The 18,485-nt window shown below is 68.3% G+C and carries 12 protein-coding genes and 1 pseudogene; 11 read left to right on the top strand and 2 right to left on the bottom strand.

Annotation, left to right across the window (positions count from 1 at the left end; all coding sequences use genetic code 11):
* Positions 1–205: 205 nt before the first annotated feature.
* The 4 genes from ACE3P2_RS08470 to ACE3P2_RS08455 are packed head-to-tail and all read left to right on the top strand — an operon-like array spanning position 206 to position 4,802.
* Complete coding sequence (locus ACE3P2_RS08470) at positions 206–1,243, top strand: branched-chain amino acid ABC transporter permease (RefSeq protein WP_374263375.1); 1,038 nt, start codon at positions 206–208, stop codon at positions 1,241–1,243.
* Between the two features lie 44 nt (positions 1,244–1,287).
* A complete protein-coding gene (locus ACE3P2_RS08465; protein WP_374263495.1) occupies positions 1,288–3,078 on the top strand; it encodes an ATP-binding cassette domain-containing protein in 1,791 nt (596 codons plus the stop codon).
* Positions 3,075–3,821 (top strand): ABC transporter ATP-binding protein, encoded by a 747-nt coding sequence (locus ACE3P2_RS08460; RefSeq protein WP_374263373.1) that lies wholly within the window; start codon positions 3,075–3,077, stop codon positions 3,819–3,821. The genes ACE3P2_RS08465 and ACE3P2_RS08460 overlap by 4 nt, the downstream gene beginning before the upstream one ends.
* A 54-nt stretch (positions 3,822–3,875) precedes the next feature.
* A complete protein-coding gene (locus tag ACE3P2_RS08455) occupies positions 3,876–4,802 on the top strand; it encodes a helix-turn-helix transcriptional regulator (protein ID WP_374263370.1) in 927 nt (308 codons plus the stop codon).
* A gap of 235 nt (positions 4,803–5,037) precedes the next feature.
* Here the strand turns inward: ACE3P2_RS08455 and ACE3P2_RS08450 are convergent, their stop codons facing one another.
* Positions 5,038–6,846: an acyl-CoA dehydrogenase gene (locus ACE3P2_RS08450; protein WP_374263367.1), complete on the bottom strand. Its 1,809-nt coding sequence runs from the start codon at positions 6,844–6,846 to the stop codon at positions 5,038–5,040.
* 132 nt (positions 6,847–6,978) lie between these two features.
* On the opposite strand from ACE3P2_RS08450, the gene ACE3P2_RS08445 reads away from it, so the two are divergent.
* The 7 genes and pseudogenes from ACE3P2_RS08445 (at position 6,979) to ACE3P2_RS08415 (ending at position 15,204) form a co-directional block, all read left to right on the top strand.
* Positions 6,979–8,115: an ABC transporter substrate-binding protein gene (locus tag ACE3P2_RS08445; RefSeq protein ID WP_374263493.1), complete on the top strand. Its 1,137-nt coding sequence runs from the start codon at positions 6,979–6,981 to the stop codon at positions 8,113–8,115.
* A 12-nt stretch (positions 8,116–8,127) separates the two neighbouring features.
* Positions 8,128–9,999 (top strand): feruloyl-CoA synthase, encoded by a 1,872-nt coding sequence (locus ACE3P2_RS08440; protein WP_374263364.1) that lies wholly within the window; start codon positions 8,128–8,130, stop codon positions 9,997–9,999.
* Positions 10,000–10,058: 59 nt separating this feature from the next.
* Positions 10,059–10,817, top strand: a complete 759-nt coding sequence (locus ACE3P2_RS08435; RefSeq protein WP_374263362.1) for a crotonase/enoyl-CoA hydratase family protein — start codon at positions 10,059–10,061, stop codon at positions 10,815–10,817.
* 4 nt (positions 10,818–10,821) lie between these two features.
* Entirely contained in the window at positions 10,822–12,072 is a 1,251-nt protein-coding gene (locus ACE3P2_RS08430; RefSeq protein ID WP_374263359.1) for a thiolase family protein, read from the top strand.
* A 246-nt stretch (positions 12,073–12,318) separates the two neighbouring features.
* Positions 12,319–13,086 (top strand): annotated as a pseudogene (locus ACE3P2_RS08425) (3-hydroxyacyl-CoA dehydrogenase).
* Positions 13,087–13,096: 10 nt separating this feature from the next.
* Complete coding sequence (locus ACE3P2_RS08420; RefSeq protein ID WP_374263356.1) at positions 13,097–14,659, top strand: acyl CoA:acetate/3-ketoacid CoA transferase; 1,563 nt, start codon at positions 13,097–13,099, stop codon at positions 14,657–14,659.
* Between the two features lie 125 nt (positions 14,660–14,784).
* Entirely contained in the window at positions 14,785–15,204 is a 420-nt protein-coding gene (locus ACE3P2_RS08415) for an acyl-CoA thioesterase (protein WP_374263354.1), read from the top strand.
* Between the two features lie 8 nt (positions 15,205–15,212).
* On the opposite strand, the gene ACE3P2_RS08410 is transcribed toward ACE3P2_RS08415, so the two are convergent.
* Positions 15,213–17,936 carry a tetratricopeptide repeat protein gene (locus tag ACE3P2_RS08410; RefSeq protein ID WP_374263351.1) on the bottom strand — a complete coding sequence of 908 codons (2,724 nt, stop codon included), beginning with the start codon at positions 17,934–17,936 and terminating at the stop codon, positions 15,213–15,215.
* Positions 17,937–18,485 lie beyond the last annotated feature (549 nt).

Raw genomic sequence — 18,485 nt, 5'->3', positions numbered from 1 at the left:
GGTACGTCCGCCACGCAACGGCCACCTGAATTCAGGTGGCCGTTTTTTTGTGCGGATGACGGCTCGGCGCAAGAAAAGGTATCAAAAAAGATTTGTTCAAAGCCTGTGATATCAGATAAAGTATTTTATATGGAGGATTGGGTGCCGCAAATATCAAATATCAGATGCGGCCTGGGTTCATATTTTGAACGGAGAGGATTCGGCTTTGGATGCAGGAATCGTTTTGATACTCGGGCAGGACGGGGTGACCGGCGGGGCGATTTACGCCCTGCTGGCGCTGGCCCTGGTCCTCGTCTTCTCGGTCACGCGGGTGATCTTCATTCCCCAGGGCGAGTTCGTCGCCTTCGGGGCGCTCACCCTGGCGGCGCTGCAGGCCGGCAAGGTGCCGGCCACCGTGTGGCTGCTGGTGGCGATGGGCGCCTTCGTGGCGGTGCTCGACCTGATCGGCCGCCTGCGCGACCGCGATTTCGAGGGCGTCGGCGGGCTCGTCGGCTGGAACCTCGCCTACCCGCTGGCGCTGGCCGGGCTGCTGCATGGCGTTGATTGCGGCGGGCTGCCGATGCTGGCGCAGATCGCCCTCACCCTGGCGATCCTCGTGCCGCTGGGGCCGATGATCTACCGCATCGCCTACCAGCCGATCGCCGACACCAGCGTGCTGGTGCTCCTGATCGCCTCGGTGGCGGTGCATCTGATCCTCACCGGCCTCGGGCTGGTGTTCTTCGGCGCCGAGGGCGTGCGCACCGCGCCGTTCTCGGAGGGCAGCCTCTCCTTCGGCGAGTTTTCGGTGAACGCCCAGACCCTGTGGGTGCTGGGCTGCTCGCTGGCCTTCATCGTCGGGCTGTACGCCTTCTTCGCCCGAACGCTGTACGGCAAGGCGCTGCGGGCGACGGCGGTGAATCAGTCCGGCGCCAAGCTGATGGGCATCTCGCCGGTGGTGGCGGGCAAGCTCACCTTTCTGCTGGCGGCGCTGCTGGGCACCTTCTCGGGTCTCTTGATCGGGCCGATCACTACGATCTACTACGACACGGGTTTCCTGATCGGCCTGAAGGGCTTCGTGGCCGCGATCATCGGCGGGCTGGCGAGCTATCCGCTGGCGGCGGCCGGCGCGGTGCTGGTGGGCCTGCTGGAATCCTTCTCGTCGTTCTGGGCGAGCGCGTTCAAGGAGGTGCTGGTGTTCACGCTGATCATCCCGGTGCTGCTGTGGCGCTCCTTCAACAGTCATCACGTGGAGGACGAGGAATGAACACCGCAACGCAACTGCTCACCCCGCAACGGGAAGCCAGCCCGATGAAGCACGCCCTGCGGCTGCTGGCGGTGGTCGCCGTGCTGGCCGTGGCGCCGGCGCTGCTGCCGGCCTATTACGTCACCCTGCTCAACTACATCGGCATCTCTGCGCTGGTGGCCGTGGGGCTGGTGCTGCTCACCGGCGTGGGCGGGCTCACCAGCTTCGGGCAGGCGGCTTTTGTGGGCGTGGGTGCCTACACCACCGCGGTGCTCACCACGTCCACCAGCCTGCCGGGCTGGATTGCCTGGGCCGGTGCGTCGCCGTGGCTGGCGCTGGGCGTGGGGCTCGCGATCACCGGGCTCATCGCGCTGCTGCTGGGCTCGCTCACGCTGCGCCTGTCCGGTCATTACCTGCCGCTGGGCACCATCGCCTGGGGCATCAGCCTGTACTTTCTGTTCGGCACGCTGGACATTTTGGGCGCCCAGAGCGGCATCTCGGGCCTGCCGCCGATCCGCATCGGCAGCTGGGCGCTGGACGAGGGCCACGAGATCTACTATCTGATCTGGGCCTTCGTGCTGGCGGCGGTGGTGACCACCCAGAACCTGCTGGACTCCCGCGAGGGGCGGGCGATCCGCGCGCTGAAGGGCGGCGTGGTGATGGCCGAGGCGATGGGTGTGGATACCTCCCGCTCGCGCATCGTGATCTTCGTGATCGCGGCGCTGCACGCGGCGGCGGCCGGCTGGCTGTACGCCCACATGCAGCGGCTGGTGAATCCGTCGCCCTTTGGCCTGCACCACGGCATCGAATATCTCTTCATGGCGGTGGTGGGCGGTGCCGGCTACGTGTGGGGCGCGGTGGTCGGCGCCGGGCTGGTGACGCTGCTCAACCAGTGGCTGCAGGATTTCCTGCCGCGGGTGTTCGGCCATTCGGGCAACTTCGAGATCATCATCTTCGGCATGTTGCTGCTGCTGATCCTGCACCGGGCGCGGGAAGGCCTGTGGCCGGCGGTGATGCGCGTGCTGCGGGTCAAGGCCGCGCCCAAGGCGGTGTCGGAAGCGGCCGCACCGCTCGCCCGGCGGACGATGCCGACCCGCGGCGAGACGATCCTCGAGGTGAAGGACGTCACCCGCAAGTTCGGCGGCCTCGTCGCCAACAACGCCATGAACTTCAGCGTGAAGGCCGGCGAAATCCTGGCGCTGATCGGCCCCAACGGCGCCGGCAAGAGCACCATGTTCAACCAGATCTCCGGCGTCGATACGCCCACCTCGGGCGAGATCGTCTTCAATGGCAAGGCGGTGGCGGGGCATGACGCCCGCGAGATCGCCCGCCTCGGGATGAGCCGCAGCTTCCAGCACGTGCGCCTGCTGCCGCGGATGAGCGTGCTGGAGAACGTCGCCATCGGCACCCATCTGCGCGGTTCGACCGGCGTGTTCCCCGCCGCCTGGCGCCTCGACCGCAAGGAAGAGGAACGCCTGCTGGCCGAGGCCGCCCGGCAGATCCGCCGGGTGGGGCTGGAGGCTCACATGCACGACGAGGCCGGCTCCCTGGCCCTGGGCCAGCAGCGCATCGTCGAGATCGCCCGGGCGCTGGCCGCCGACCCCTGCCTGCTGCTGCTGGACGAGCCCGCCGCCGGCCTGCGCTTCAAGGAGAAGGAGGCGCTGGGCGAGCTGCTGAAGAAGCTCAAGGCCGAAGGCGTGGCGATCCTGCTGGTCGAGCACGACATGGATTTCGTGATGGGGCTGGTCGATCGGATCGTGGTGATGGAGTTTGGCGAGAAGATCGCCGAGGGCCTGCCGGAGGAAATCCAGCAGAACGAGCGTGTGCTCGCGGCTTACCTGGGGGGTGTGGAATGAGCACGCTGCTCGAAGTGCAGGACCTGCGGGTCAATTATGGCAAGGTCGAGGCGGTGCATGAGGTCAGCCTCAAGGTTGGCGCCGGCCAGATCGTCACGGTGATCGGCCCCAACGGCGCCGGCAAGACCACCAGCCTCGCGGCGATCATGGGGCTGATGCCGTCGTCCGGGCGCATCGTCTTCGACGGCCACGCCCAGCGCCGGCCGAACGTGGAAAAGCGGGTGATCCAGGGCCTCGCCTTGGTGCCCGAGAAGCGCGATCTGTTTGGCGAGATGAGCGTCGAGGACAACCTGCTGCTGGGCGCCTTCCAGCGCTACCGGCAGGGCCACCGGGATCAGGCGAAGACGATGGACGAGGTTTTCGAGCTCTTCCCGCGCCTCAAGGAGCGGCGCACCCAGGCGGCGGCGACGATGTCCGGCGGCGAGCGCCAGATGCTCGCCATCGGCCGCGCGCTGATGGGCAAGCCCAAGCTGCTGATGCTCGACGAACCCAGCCTGGGCCTCGCGCCGCTGATCGTGCGGGAGATCTTCCGCATCATCGCCGCCTTGCGCGAGCGGGGCGTGTCGATCCTGCTGGTGGAGCAGAACGCCCGCGCCGCGCTGCAGGTGGCCGACTACGCCTACGTGCTGGAGATGGGCGCGGTGGCGATGGAAGGCAAGGCGTCCGATCTGGCCGACGATCCGCGGGTGGTCGAGGCCTACCTGGGCTTCGGCAGCAAGCACCAGGACATGCTGGCGACTTGACCGGAATCGTTGGGGCGGGGGCTGCCAGACGCTAAAATGCGCGATTGCGTACTCATGGCAGGCAGCAGCGTGGAAGCGGAACAGGACGAAAAGGAAGCCCAGGCGGACGCCCAGGCAGGCGGGCTCGATGCGGATTCGGCGGCGCTGCTGGCGAGGCTGTCCCGCAACATCCGCCACTTCCGCGGCCAGCGGGGCATGACGCGCAAGAATCTCGCCGAGCAGTCCGGCGTGTCGTTGCCCCACCTCGCGCGGATGGAAAGCGCCCAGGGTAATGTCTCGGTGGTGGTGCTCGGCAAGGTGGCCAAGGCGCTCAACCAGCCCGTGGCCAGCCTCTTTGCCGACGAGGACGCCCGCACCGGCGATTTCAACCTGATCGTCGAGTTCCTGAAGCGTCAGCCGGTCGGCAACCTGGCGCGCATCCGCGAGCAGATCTTCGCCGACTATCAGCCGACCGATGGCCTGCGCAAGGATCGCATCGTGCTCATCGGCCTGCGCGGCGCCGGCAAATCCACCGTCGGGCAGGCCCTGGCCGAACGCCTCGGCCGGCCCTTCGTCGAGCTCAACCGCGAGGTGGAGCAGGAGGCCGGCCTCAGTCTGCAGGAGATCATTACGCTTTACGGCCAGTCGGGCTACCGAAACCTCGAGCGGCGCTGCCTCGAGCAGGTGGTGGCGAAGCATCCGCAGGTGGTGCTCGCCACCGGCGGTGGCATCGTCGCCGAGCCGCTCACCTACGAGATCCTGCTCAACGCCTTCTTCACCGTGTGGCTCCACGCCGAGCCCGACACCCACTTTCGTCGGGTGATGGACCAGCACGACATCCGCATCGCCAAGCCGGCCCTCTACCGCGAGGCGATGGACAACATCCACCGCACCCTCGAGGCCCGCGATCACCTCTACCGCATGGCCGCCTTCGACGTGGACACCACGCAGCGCTCCGTGGACGAGGTGGTGGCGCGCATTGCGGGGCAGATGGGCGCCTGAGGCGCAGCCCGCGCACGCTCTGGTGGATGGGCCGAAGCGGCGGAGGCGTTGCGACGACCCGCCAGTGCCTGATTTTCAGGCGGCGCCGACTCAATATCCCCCAGGGTGAGGGTCTCCATGACCCTCGGTCGCCTGTCAACACGTTCGCTGCGGGTGCGCGCCATCCTCGGCCGCCGGCCATGCCGCCTTGCCCGGGCCGGCGCGACCCGTTGAACGGGCCGCGCCGGCTGGCCGCTCAGAACGCTTCGTCCGGCAGCCCCAGCAGCAGGCTGTTGTCGGATTCGACGGTGATGCGCAGGCCGCTGCTGCGGGGCAGTAGGTGGTCGGTGTAGAAGCGCGCCGAGGCGAGCTTTTCGACGTAGAACGGGTCGCTGCTGCCGGCGGCGATGGCTTCGTGGGCGAGCTTCGCGGCCCTGGCCAGCAGCCAGCCGCCGATCACCGTGCCGGCGAGCTTGAGGAAGGGCTCGGCCACCGTCAGTGCGGCGGCGGGGGGGCTGCCCATGCGCGCGATGATGGCGCTGGCGGCGGCTTCCAGGTCGTCCAGCCCGGCGCCCAGGCGGGCGGCGATGACGGCGAGGTTCGCATCGTAGGTGGTGGCGAGGGCGCTTTGATCGGCGCGCATGTCGGCCAGCAGCGCGGCGAGCACGGCGCCGCCGTCGCGGGCGAGCTTGCGGCCGGCGAGGTCCGCCGCCTGGATCGCCGTGGTGCCCTCGTAGATTGGGGTGATGCGAGCGTCGCGCATGTACTGGGCGATGCCGGTCTCCTCGACGAAGCCCATGCCACCGAAAACCTGGATCGCCAGGGAGGTGAGCTCTACCGCGCTCTCGGTGCTCCAGCCCTTGAGCACCGGGGTCAGCAATTCGACGCGGCGGTGGGCGGCGGCGCGGGCTTCCGGATCGGGCGACTGGTGGGCCACGTCCTGCAGCGCCGCCACGCTGTAGGCCAGCGCGCGGATCGCTTCGGTGTGGGCGCGCTGCGTCATCAGCATCCGGCGCACGTCCGGGTGGCGCACGATGGCCACCGGCTTGCCGCCCTTCTGGGTCACGTCGGCGCCCTGGACGCGCTCCTTCGCGTATTCCGACGCCAGCTGCCAGGCCCGCTGGGCGACGCCCAGGCCCTCGGTGCCCACCGACAGCCGCGCCGAGTTCATCATCACGAACATGATTTCCAGCCCGCGGCCGAGCGCGCCGATCAGGTAGCCCGTGGAGCCGCCGTGGTCGCCGTGCACGAGCGTGGTGGTGGGGCTGCCATGCACGCCCAGCTTGTGCTCGATGGACGTGCAATACACGTCGTTGTGCTCGCCCGGATTGCCGTCCGCATCGAGGATGAACTTGGGCACGATGAACAGCGACAGGCCCTTGACCCCCGGCGGGGCGTCCGGCGTGCGGGCTAGCACCAGATGCACGATGTTGGCGGCCATGTCGTGGTCGCCGTAGGTGATGAAGATCTTCTGGCCGCTGATGCGGTAGCTGCCGTCCGGCTGCGGCACGGCCTTGCAGTTGATGGCGGCGAGGTCCGAGCCGGCCTGGGGCTCGGTGATGTTCATGGTGCCGGTCCATTCGCCGGAGACGAGCTTCGGCAGCCAGGTGGCCTTCATCGCGTCGGAGCCGGCGATGGTCAGCGCCTCGATGGCACCGTGGGTGAGCGTCACCACATGGGAGAACGACAGGTTGGCCGACTTCCACATCTCGCTCACTGCCACCGCCAGCAGGCGCGGCAGGCCCTGGCCGCCAAAGTCGGGCGGGCAGGGCAGCGCCATCCAGCCGCCGTCGGCAAAGTGCCGGTAGGCATCGGCAAAGCCGGCGGCGGTAAGCACTTCGCCCTTGCCGTCGGCGCCGGTCTGCCAGCGGGCGCCGTCCCGGTCGCCCACCGGGTTGAGGGGCGAGAGCACCTCGCCGGCGAAGCGGCCGGCTTCGTCGAGCACTGCGTCGATCAGGCCGGCGTCGCAGTCGGCGTAGGCGGGCAGCGCGCAGATCGGGGCGCTGCCGACGAGTTCGTGGATCACGAAGCGCATGTCGCGCAGGGGGGCGTGGTAGTGATTCATGGTCTCCTCCGAAATATCAAATACGATCTATTGCATCCGCGAGATATTCTAAAGTATATTTGTCTCGCCGTTCAAAATCTCATATCTGATACAAACAAACGGGCTCGAACCCACGGAGGAGACAAGATCATGATGAAGCGTCGCGCACTGCCCACCCTCGTCCTGCTGGCCGCAAGCGGCCTGGCTCAAGCCGACATCAACATCGGCGTGTCCGTCTCGGCCACCGGCCCGGCGGCCTCCCTCGGGATTCCCGAGAAGAACACCTCCGCGATCCTGCCGACCACCATCGCCGGCGAGAAGATCAACTACATCGTGCTGGACGACGCCACCGACCCCGGCCAGGCCACCAAGAACGCCCGCAAGCTCGTCACCGAAGACGAGGTGGATGTGCTGGTCGGCTCGTCCAGCACCCCGGCCTGCGCGGCGATCGCCGAAGTGGCCAACGAGACCGCCACGCCGCAGGTCGCCATGTGTCCGGTGGATCTGCCCGCCGCCAAGAACACCTGGGTGTTCCGCGCGCCCCAGCACAACTCGCTGATGGCCAAGGCGCTGGTGGGCCACATGCGCGAAACCGGCGTGAAGACGCTGGGCTTCATCGGCTTCAACGACCCGTATGGCGAAGACTGGCTCAAGCAGATCACTGCCGCCGCCGACGCGGCCGGCATCAAGCTGGTGGCCGTGGAGCGCTACAACCGGGTGGATACCTCGGTGAGCGGCCAGGTGCTCAAGCTCGTCGCGGCCAAGCCCGACGCGGTGATGATCGCCGGCTCCGGCACGCCCGCCGCGCTGCCCCATTCCACGCTGTTCGAGCGCGGCTACAAGGGCCAGATCTACCAGACCCACGCCGCCGCCAACAAGGAGTTCCTGAAGGTCGGCGGCAAGGCCGTCGAAGGCGGCATCCTGCCCATCGGCCCGGTGGCGGTGGCGGCCCAGTTGCCGGATTCGCACCCCTCCAAGAAGCCGGCGCTCGATTACATCAAGCTGTACGAGGCCAAGTACGGCCCGGGCAATGTGTCGTCCTTCGGCGCCTACGCCTTCGATGCCTACAAGCTCATCGAGAAGGCCGTGCCCGCCGCGCTCAAGGCTGGCAAACCGGGCACGCCGGCCTTCCGCAAGGGCCTGCGCGACGCCCTGGAGAGCGAGCGCGAGGTGGCCGGCGCTCACGGCGTGTTCAACATGAGCGCGTCCGATCACTTCGGTCTCGACGAGCGCGCCCGGGTGCTGGTGCGCGTGACCGGCGGCGAGTGGAAGATCATTTCCGGCAAATAAGGAGCGCGGACGATGACGACGATCATGCGTGATCCGGCCCGGCTCTTTGCGCCGGCCACCGTAACGGTGGAGCACCGTGCCGACGGCAGCCGCATCCTGCGCTCGCCGATGGCGCTCGGCACCGTGCCGCTGCGGCTCGGCGAACACCTGGAGCGCTGGGCTGCGGAGGCGCCCGAGCGCACCTTCATCGCGGAGCGCGGCTTCGATGGCGAATGGGTGCGGGTGAACTATGCCGAGGCCCTGGCCCGTGTGCGTGCCGCGGCCACCTGGCTGCTCGGGCAACGGCTGTCGGCCGAGCGCCCGGTGGTGGTGCTCTCCGACAACAGCGTCGAGCACGCCATTTTGATGCTGGCGGCGATGCACGTTGGGGTGCCGATATCGGCGATCTCCCAGGCGTATTCGCTGGTGTCGAAGGATTTCGCCAAGCTCAAGAGCAATATCGAGCACATCCGGCCGGGGGTGATCTTCGTCGAGCACCACGCCCGCTTTGCCCAGGCGCTGGCGGCCATCGCGCCGCTCCACGACGGGGTGGTGGTGGCCGGCACGGCCGGTGGCCCGGGCGAGGGGGCGGTGCCCGCGGTGCCGTTTTCCGCGCTGCTCGAACGCACCGACGCGGGGGCGGTGGATGCCGCCTACGCCCAGGTCAATGGCGAGACCATCGCCAAGTTCCTGTTCACCTCGGGCTCCGTGGGGGCGCCGAAGGCGGTCATCAACACCCAGCACATGATCTGCTCCAACCAGCAGGCCAAGGCGCAGATCTGGCCCTTCCTCGAAGCCGAGCCGCCGGTGATCGTGGATTGGCTGCCCTGGAGCCACACCTTCGGCAGCAATCACAACTTCAACATGGTGCTGCGTAACGGCGGCACCCTTTACCTCGACGCCGGCAAGCCGGTGCCGGGCGTGTTCGAGACCAGCCTGAAGAACCTGCGCGAAGTGTCGCCCACGGTGTATCTCAACGTGCCGCGGGGCTTCGACATGCTGGTGTCGGCGCTCCACGAGGACGCCGGCCTGCGGGAAGCCTTCTTCAAGAACCTGCAGGTGATCTTCTACGCCGCCGCCGCGCTGCCCCAGCACTTGTACGACGAGCTCAACCGCCTGTCACTGGAGACCCTGGGCTTCCAGGTGCCGCTGGTGTCGGGCTGGGGTTCGACGGAAACCGCGCCGCTATGCACCGACAGCCACTTCGCGCCGGAGCGCTCCGGCGTGATCGGCATCCCCATCCCCGGCACCGAGCTCAAGCTGGTGCCGTCCGCCGACAAGATGGAAGTGCGGGTGCGCGGCCACAACGTGATGCCCGGCTACTGGAAGCTGCCCGAGCTGTCGAAGGCCGCCTTCGACGAGGAAGGCTTCTACAAGATCGGCGACGCGGTCGAGTTCGTCGACCCCACCAAGCCCCAGAAGGGCCTGCTCTTCGACGGTCGCGTGGGCGAGGACTTCAAGCTCGTCACCGGCACCTGGGTGCATGTGGGCGCGCTGCGCATGAAGGGCCTCGACGCCCTGGTGCCGGTGGCTCAGGACATCGTGGTCACCGGCCACGACCGCGACGAGATCGGCTTCCTGATCTTCCCCAACATCCCCGAGCTGCGAAAGCTCTCCGCCAACCTGCCGCCGGATGCGTCGGTGGAAGAACTGCTGCACCAGCCCTCGGTGCGCGCGATGGTCGCCCGCGGCCTCGCGCGGCTCAAGAAGGAAGGTGGCGGTTCGGCGGGCTCGGCGGCGCGGGCGATGCTGCTGGTGGAGCCGCCCTCCATCGACGCCGGGGAGATCACCGACAAGGGCTACATCAACCAGCGCCTCGTGCTGACGCGCCGTGCCGATCTGGTGCTGCGCCTGCACGCCGACGAGCCGGACCACAGCGTGATCCTGCCGGCCGGGGCAGCCTGAAGAGCAACACGCACGAACCGGGAGAACAGCACCCCCGCGTGCCACAACAAGGAAAGAGCATGAACTACGAAAACATCCTGGTCACCCTCGAAGACAGCATCGCCCACATCCGGCTCAACCGGCCGGCCAAGCGCAACGCGGTGAATAACGGCCTGCTGGAGGATCTGGAAGCCTGCTTCGACAGCCTCGGCGCCGACGCCACGGTGGTGGTGCTGTCCGGCGAGGGCGCGCACTTCTCGGCCGGGCTGGACCTGTCGGAACACCAGATCCGCTCGCCCTTCGAGGTGCTGCAGCACTCCCAGTGGTGGCACCGGGTCTTCCAGAAGATCCAGTTCGGCGGCCGGCCGGTGGTGTCGGCGCTGCACGGCGCGGTGGTGGGCGGCGGGCTCGAGCTCGCCACCAGCACCCACGTCCGCGTGGCCGACAAGACGACCTTCTACCAGCTGCCGGAAGGCCAGCGCGGCATCTTCGTGGGCGGCGGCGCCTCGGTGCGCGTCTCCAAGATCATCGGCCCCGACCGCATGACCGAGATGATGCTCACCGGCCGCCGCTACAACGCCGAAGACGGCTACCGCCTCGGCCTGTCGCACTACCTCGTCGAAGAAGGCGAGGCGCTGGCCGAGGCCATGAAGCTCGCCCGCCAGATCGCCACCAACGCGCCGCTCTCCAACTGGGCGTCGATCACCGCTGTCGCCAACATCGGCGACATGTCCATGGCCAACGGCCTCTACACCGAATCCCTCGCGGCCGCGATCGCCCAGAGCAGCGACGAAGCCAACCGCCGCATGCAGGAATTCCTCAACCGGAAGAAAGGTTAAGCCCATGGCTTACGAAGATTTTGCCGCCGCCGCGCTGGTCACCCGTTACGACGACATCTACCTCGTCGCCGGCGCCCGCACGCCCTTTGCCGACTACAACAGCGTGCTGCGCGACGTGAACCCCATCGACCTGGGCATCTTCGCCGCCCGGGCGCTGTTCGAGCGCTCCGGCATCCCCGCCGCCGACGTGCAGTCGGTGGTGGCCGGCAACATGGCCCAGGCGGGGTTCGACGCCTACTACCTGCCGCGCCACATCGGCCTTTATGCCGGCGTGCCGGCCACCGCGCCGGCGATGCTCGCCACGCGGATTTGCGGCACCGGTTTCGAGACCATCGTGCAGGCCGCCAACCAGATCGCCCTCGGCAGCGCTCAGGTGGTGCTGGCGGTGGGCACCGAATCCATGTCGCGCAACCCGGTGGCGGCCTACACCCACCGCGCCGGTTTCCGCATGGGGCAGATCGAGTTCAAGGATTTCCTGTGGGAAGCCTTCACCGACCCGGCCACCCGCCAGGGCATGGGCAACACCGCCGAGAACGTGGCCCAGAAGTACGGCATCACCCGCGAGGAGGTGGATGCCTACGCCGCCCAGACCTTCGCCCGCGCCAACGCCGCGTGGGATGCCGGCTACTTTGCCGACGAAGTGGCCGCGGTGACCAACGCCGAGTTTGCCCTCGACGGCTACCAGAGCCGCTTCCTCAAGCTCGCCGACCGCAAGACGGTGTTCGAGCGCGACGAGCACGTGCGCCCCACCAGCCTCGAAACCCTGCAGAAGCTCAAGCCCGCCTTCAAGGGCGTGCAGACCGGCGGCAACAGCTCGGCCATCGTCGATGGCGCCGCCGCGGTGCTGGTGGCTTCCGGCGACTACGTGCGCGCCCACGGCCTCAAGCCCCTGGCCCGCATCGTCGGCGGCGCGGCGGCCGGCGTGCCGCCCGAGATCATGGGCATCGGCCCCGCGCCGGCGATCCGCGCGGTGCTCGCCAAGGCCGGCCTCACCCTAGGCGACGTGGGCCGCGTCGAGATCAACGAAGCCTTCGGCGCCCAATACCTCGGCTGCGAACGCGAACTGGGCCTCGACCGCGACCGCGCCAACACCCGCGGCGGCGCCATCGCCATCGGCCACCCGCTCGGCGCCTCAGGCATGCGCCTCACCCACACCGTGTCGCGCCAGCTACAGCTCGACGACCAGCAGTTCGGCATCGCCTCGGCGTGTGTTGGCGGTGGGCAGGGGATGGCGATTCTGGTCGAGCGCGCTTGAGCGCCGCGAGGGCGAATACCTTCGCGCGCTGGGGCCGACCCCGCCGTGTCCGTCGTTCAACGCGTGTTGTGCGAATGAATTCGCACCCACAAGGGGGCGGTGCGCTGGCTTTTGTAGGGGCGACTTCATTCGCCCGCGGAGACAGGGCCGGGCTGCGCAAGGTTTTCGACGCATCGCTGCGCATGAATTCGCACCGATAAAAATGACAGCGCCGGCCTCGCGCCGGCCAGTGGAAGGAGACAGCACATGCAGATTCAGGATTCCGTTTTCATCGTCACCGGCGGCGCCTCGGGCCTCGGCTAAGCCACCGTCCGCAACCTGCACGCCGGCGGGGCGAAGGTCGTCATCGCCGACGTGGGCGTGGACAAGGGCGAGACCCTCGCCGCCCAGCTTGGCGACCGCGTTGCCTTCATCAAGACCGACATCACCAGCGAAGCCGACGGCAAGGCCGCGGTGGATCTGGCGGTGAGCCGCTTCGGTGCGCTCCACGGCCTCATCAACTGCGCCGGGGTCGGCCCGGCCTGGAAGGTGCTGGGCAAGGACGGCCCGCATCCGCTGGAGAGCTTTGCCCGCACGGTGAACATCAACCTGGTGGGCGCCTTCAACATGGTGCGCCTGGCAGCAGCAGCGATGGCCGCGGGCACACCCAACGCTGAAGGCGAGCGGGGCGTGATCGTCAATACCGCCTCGGTGGCGGCATTTGAAGGCCAGGTGGGCCAGGCGGCCTACGCGGCATCGAAGGCCGGCGTGGTGGGCATGACTTTGCCCGTCGCCCGCGAGCTGGCCCGCTCGGGCATCCGCGTGAATGCCATCGCGCCGGGGCTGTTCCTCACCCCGATGATGGAGGCGCTGCCCCAGGACGTGCAGGATTCGCTGGGCAAGGCGACGCCCTTCCCGCCGCGCCTGGGCCGGCCGGCCGAGTTCGCGGCGCTGGTGCGCTCCATCGTCGAGAACGTGATGATCAACGGCGAGGTGATCCGCCTCGACGGCGCCGTGCGCCTGTCGGCCAAGTAAGGGGGCGACGATGGCACGAGTCATTGCGCCCTCCGACGTGGGGCATCTGGTCAAGAACGGCGCCACGGTTTACTGCACCGGCATGGGCCTGGCGGGTTTCGCCGAAGAGGCGGTGAAGGCGATCCGCGAATCCTTCGAGGCCACCGGCCACCCGCGCGATCTCACCCTGTACCACGCCACCGGCGTGGGCAACGGCAAGGACCGCGGCGTCCATCACTTCGCCCGCGAAGGCCTGCTCAAGCGCATCGTCGGCGGCCACTTCGGCGTGGGCGGGCCGGAGCTGATGCGCCTCATCATGGAAAACAGGATCGAGGCCTACAACCTGCCGCAAGGCGTGCTGGTGCAGCTGCCCAAGCAGATCGCCGGGCGGCGGCCGGGCTTCCTCTCCAAGGTGGGGCTCGAAACCTTCGTCGATCCGCGCATCGAGGGCGCCAAGGTGAACGCCTCGGCCACCGAAGACCTGGTCGAGGTGGTGCACCTGGACGGCGAGGAGTGGCTGTACTTCCGCAACCCCAAGGTGGACGTGGCCCTGCTGCGCGGCTCGTTTGCCGACGAGAACGGCAACGTGTCGATGGCCCGCGAGGGCGTGCTGCTTGAATCGCTGTCCATCGCCCAGGCGGCGCGGGCCAGCGGCGGCATCGTCATCGTGCAGGTGGAGCACATCGTCAAGAACGGCACCCTGCACCCCAAGGACGTGAAGATCCCCGGCATCCTGGTGGACTACCTCGTGATCGGCCGGCCCGAGAACCACCTGCAGACCATGGGCACCTACTTCAACCCGGTGTACGCCGGCGACATCAAGGTGCCGACCCGGGCCATGCAGGCGCTGCCGCTGGACGAACGCAAGATCATCGCCCGCCGTGCCGCGATGGAGCTCAAGCCCGGCGCGGTGGTGAACCTCGGCATCGGCATGCCGGAGGGCCTGGCCGCGGTGGCGGCGGAAGAGAAGATCGAGCACCTGATGGCGCTCACGCTGGAGACTGGCCCCATTGGCGGCGTGCCGGCCGCCGGGCTGGATTTCGGCCACGCCTCCAACGCCGAGGCGGTGGTGGAGCAGCCGGCCCAGTTCGACTTTTACGACGGCGGCGGCATCGACGTGGCCTTCCTGGGCCTGGCCCAGACCGACGGCCACGGCAACGTCAACGTGAGCAAGTTCAGCGGCCGCCCGGTGGGCTGCGGCGGTTTCATCAACATCACCCAGAACGCCAAGAAGGTGGTGTTCTGCGGCACCTTCACCGCCGGCGGGCTGGAGATCGGCGTCGCGGACGGGCGGCTGAAGATCGTCAAGGAAGGCAAGAGCCGCAAGTTCATCGACCACGTGGAGCAGATCACCTTCAGCGGCCACTACGCCGCCAGCGTCGGCCAGACGGTGCTCTACGTCACCGAGCGCGCGGTGTTCCGCCTCACGCCCGAAGGCATGGAACTGCTCGAGGTGGCCCCCGGCATCGACATCGAGCGCGACATCGTGGCCCACATGGCCTTCCCGCCGATCATGCGCGACGTGCAGCTGATGGACGCCGGCCTGTTCCAGCCCGAATGGGGGCAACTCGCCGAGCGGATCGGCGGCCGCTGAGGTCAGCACCGACGCGGCAGCCGGGTGGTATCGGCTTGTTCCTGCGGCCAGCCGGGCAACCGGCGGCCGCATTTTTCTGCCGTTACGGAAGAACCCCGGCGCCAGACCCATCAAGGAGAACATTCATGGCGCGACGCCACATCCATCGCCTGCGGGTCGCCTTCGTCGACTGCGACCCGGCCCAGATCGTGCATTTTTCCAATTACTTCAGATGGTTCGACACCGCCAGCCGGGAGTTCTTCACCGCCTGCGGCGTGCCCAGCTGGCGCGACACCGAGCCCGACTCCGGCATCATCGGCACGCCCCTGGTGGACGCCCAGGCCAGCTTCCGCGCCCCCGCCACCTACGGCGAGGACATCGAGATCGAGAGCTGGGTGGACAGCTGGGGCGGCAAGAGCTTCACGATGCGCCACACCGCCCGGCGTGGCGACACGGTGCTGGCGGAAGGGCGCGAGGTGCGGGTGTTCGCGCTGCGGGAGTCGGTGGACCCGCCGAAGATCAGGGCGGTGGCGGTGCCGGCGGGGATTCGGGCGGTTTGCGAGTAGGGGGTGGGTCAGGTCAGCAGGGTACGGAGGGCTTCGGTGATTTCGGCTTCGGTTTTGCCGAGGGCGAGGAGGAGGGCGATGTAGTTGTCGCCTACGGTCTGGCTGTTCGGGTGGTCGCCGCCGAAGCTGGTGACGAAGATCCCTAGCGCCCGGCGCATCAGGGGTTCGGCCTCGGTGGGCCGGTTGGTGGCTACCAGCAGTTGGGCTAGATTGTTGAGGTCGGTGGCAACGTCTGGGTGATCGGTGCTGAAGCTGATCTCACCGATCGCCAGCGCGCGGCGCATCAGGGGTTCAGCCTCGTCGAGGCGGTTGGTGTCTTGCAGCAGCAAGGACAGGTTGCCGAGATCGCGCGCGACGGTGGGGTGATCGGGGCCGAAACCGGCCTCGTCGATACTCAGCGCGCGGCGCATCAGGGGTTCGGACTCGGCGAGGCGGTTGGTGGCTCTCAGCAGTGTGGCTAGGTCGTTGAGGTCGTTGGCGACCCTCGGATGATCAGTGCCGAAGCTGTCCTCGTTGATAGCCAGCGCACGGCGCATCAGGGGTTCGGCCTCTGTGGACCGGTTAGTGTCGTACAGCAGGGTAGCCAGATTGTGGAGGCGGATGGCGACGTCGGGGTGATCGGGTCCGAAGCTGTCCTCGTTGATGGCCAGCGCACGGCGTATCAGGGTTTCGGCCTCGGCGAGACGGTTGGTGTCTTGCAGCAGCCCGGACAGGTTGTTGAGATCGCGGGCGACGTCGGGGTGATCGGGGCCGAAGCTGGCCTCGTGGATGGCCAGCGCGCGGCGCATCAGGGGTTCGGCCTCGGCGAGGCGGTTGGTGGCATGCAGCAGTTGGGCCAGGTTGTTGAGGCGGATGGCGACGGTGGGGTGATCGGATCCGAAGCTGTCCTCGTCAATGGCCAGCGCGCGGCGCATCAGGGGTTCGGCTTCGATGTACTGAGCTTTGGCGTGGAGGAGTGAGCCGGCCTGATCGAGCAGTCGGGCACTTGGGCCGGAGAGGCTACGCTCCACGCCATGCTCCGCCACCGGCGCCGCATGGTCGGCGAGGGGATCGAGGGTCGGCCAGTTACGCACGTCCTGCGGCTCGCCGACGAAAGCATCATCGACCCACTGAAGCGCTTCAGCCAACCGGGTGTGCTCGGGGTCGACGGCCTGCCCGCGCTGGGTGACCGCTTGCACCAGCCGGTGGATGCTGAAACGCCCGCCGTCGTCGGAAATGCGCACCAGCGAGAGGGCTTCCAGTTCCATCAAGGCTTCGCGCAGGTCGGCGCCCTCGTCGGGGATCGGCACGTCCAGCAGGCTTGCGGGAATGGGCGCCGGGGCGAGCCAGGCGAGGCGTTGCAGCAGGCGGCGGGCGGGCTCGCTCAATTGGTCGAAGCTGGTCTGCCAGGTGATGGCGACGCTCTTCGGGTATTGCATCAGGCGCGGGTCGTACCACTCAAGCACCTTGTCGCGCTGGCTTTGCCAGCGTTCGAGATACTGGCCGAAGCCGAGGCGCAGTTTGGCGATGTAGGCGCCGGCCTGCTCGAGGGCCAGGGCGAGGTAGCCCAGCTCATGGGCCAGCTCGGCGGCGCGGGCCGCGTCGTCGGGCTGGGGTTTGCGGCGGTTCGCGGTGCGCAGCAGCAGAAAGTCGGCGGCGGCGGCGGGGGCGAGCACGTCCACTTCGCGCGCGTGGATCGCGGCGCTCCAGTTGGGCAGGCGGCTCGTCACCAGGATGTGGCCGCCGCTGAGCTGGGCGCGCAGGGCTTCGACGGCCGTGGCGGCGGCTTCGTCGTCGGCGTTGTCGAGGATCAGCAGCCAGCCGGGGTGGCGATTGAGCCAAGCGAGCACCGCGGCGTGCTGGCGGGCTTCTTCGGTGGCGTGCTGTTCGGGCAGGTCGAGGGCGCTGGCGGCGCACAGGGCGGCGAGGTTGGCGTGCAGGGTGGCCGGGCTGTCGGCGCCCACCAGCAGGCGCGCAGGGTGGCCGCCGCCCTGGCGCCAGGCGTACTCCAGCGCCAGCCGGGTCTTGCCGATGCCGCCCAGGCCCCACAGGGCCACGCAGGCGGCGGGCTGTTCGGCCTGGCGCGGCGTGGGGCCGAGGAGGTCGGCCACGGCGGCGAGGTCGGCGTCGCGGCCCATGAAGAGTTCGCCCAGGCTGGAATAGGGCAGGCGGTCCACCCGGCGGACGAGGCCGGCGTCGACGAGCACGTCGAACAGCCCGGAGCGCCACACTTCGGCGGCGAAGTGGTCGGCGGAGCGGAAATGGATGCCGGGATGACGCTCGATGCTTGCCAGCCGGGCGAGGTGCGCCTGCTGGGCGGCCTGCTGGAGCGGGTCGAGGATGTAGTGCGGGTCGCGTTCGGCGCCGGGCTCGGGCACGGCGATGATGAGGCGCTTGCCGTGGTGGAGGGCCAGCCAGGCTTCCCATTGGGTGTAGGACATGGCCGGGCCGCCTGCGGCGACGAAATCGGCCACCGGCGGCAGTCGGGTGGCGAAATCGGAGTAAAGCTGGCGGATTGCCGCCACCGAGGGCGCCTGGGCCATCGCGCCGCTCATGTCGCCGACCAGGTGGATCACCACGTCGCAGGCGCGGATGTACTGGTCGAGCATGTCCAGCGTCTCGGTGCCGGTGGCGATGAAGTCCTCCTGCACCTTGACCGTCACGTTGGGGCGGTCGAGCTGGTGGCGCAGGGTGTAGCGGTAGCTGCGGAACTCCGCGCTGACGGTGGACAGGAAAATCTTGACCTCGGCCATGGGCTGCGCTCCGTGCGTGTTGCGAAGCTGTCGAGGATAGCACCCGATCTGCATGGCGCTGCTTGCGCTGGCGCAGTTGGACGGGGCGGCGTCGAAAAACCGCGCACCAAAAGAAAAACCCGAGGGCGGGAGCGCCACTCGGGTTAAATCCACACCAAAGGAGGAGGGTGGAGGAGACGGTTCAAATTCTAGGCGTCCGGTTTGTGCGATGCAACATCGGAGATGTATCCGCGTGTAAGAAAAGTCACGGATCGCCCAATTGGCATAGTTGATGCTGTTGGCCGGGGTTTCCTACACGGTTGTCGGTCTTGGCCGACATCGCTTTCGGGCGGCGGCCGATGTCGGGGGTGGAGGCCGCGGACGATGATGAAGTCGTGTCATCAACCTCAAGGAGATCGCCATGAACCAGACCATCCGAACCACCAATCCGCTTCCCGCCAGCGCCGACGTGGCTGCCGACCGCGCCCCCGCGCCGACCGCGCCGCAGCCGCCCAGCGAGGCCGACAAGGCCGCCGCGACCAAGCTCGGTCTGGCCGGCGGGGCCGCGTC

The sequence above is a fragment of the Zoogloea sp. genome (assembly GCF_041911615.1).
In the GTDB taxonomy this organism is placed as follows: Bacteria; Pseudomonadota; Gammaproteobacteria; order Burkholderiales; family Rhodocyclaceae; genus Zoogloea.
Note: the sequence above shows the minus strand (reverse complement) of the source record. Positions and strands in the feature narration are given on the sequence as shown.

Bases quoted from the DNA above. Each gene is read 5' to 3' on its own strand.
- ACE3P2_RS08465 (WP_374263495.1), top strand. From the start codon at position 1,288: ATGAAGCACGCCCTGCGGCTGCTGGCGGTGGTCGCCGTGCTGGCCGTG.
- ACE3P2_RS08460 (WP_374263373.1), top strand. From the start codon at position 3,075: ATGAGCACGCTGCTCGAAGTGCAGGACCTGCGGGTCAATTATGGCAAG.
- ACE3P2_RS08455 (WP_374263370.1), top strand. From the start codon at position 3,876: ATGGCAGGCAGCAGCGTGGAAGCGGAACAGGACGAAAAGGAAGCCCAG.
- ACE3P2_RS08450 (WP_374263367.1), bottom strand. From the start codon at position 6,846: ATGAATCACTACCACGCCCCCCTGCGCGACATGCGCTTCGTGATCCAC.
- ACE3P2_RS08445 (WP_374263493.1), top strand. From the start codon at position 6,979: ATGAAGCGTCGCGCACTGCCCACCCTCGTCCTGCTGGCCGCAAGCGGC.
- ACE3P2_RS08440 (WP_374263364.1), top strand. From the start codon at position 8,128: ATGACGACGATCATGCGTGATCCGGCCCGGCTCTTTGCGCCGGCCACC.
- ACE3P2_RS08435 (WP_374263362.1), top strand. From the start codon at position 10,059: ATGAACTACGAAAACATCCTGGTCACCCTCGAAGACAGCATCGCCCAC.
- ACE3P2_RS08430 (WP_374263359.1), top strand. From the start codon at position 10,822: ATGGCTTACGAAGATTTTGCCGCCGCCGCGCTGGTCACCCGTTACGAC.
- ACE3P2_RS08420 (WP_374263356.1), top strand. From the start codon at position 13,097: ATGGCACGAGTCATTGCGCCCTCCGACGTGGGGCATCTGGTCAAGAAC.
- ACE3P2_RS08415 (WP_374263354.1), top strand. From the start codon at position 14,785: ATGGCGCGACGCCACATCCATCGCCTGCGGGTCGCCTTCGTCGACTGC.
- ACE3P2_RS08410 (WP_374263351.1), bottom strand. From the start codon at position 17,936: ATGGCCGAGGTCAAGATTTTCCTGTCCACCGTCAGCGCGGAGTTCCGC.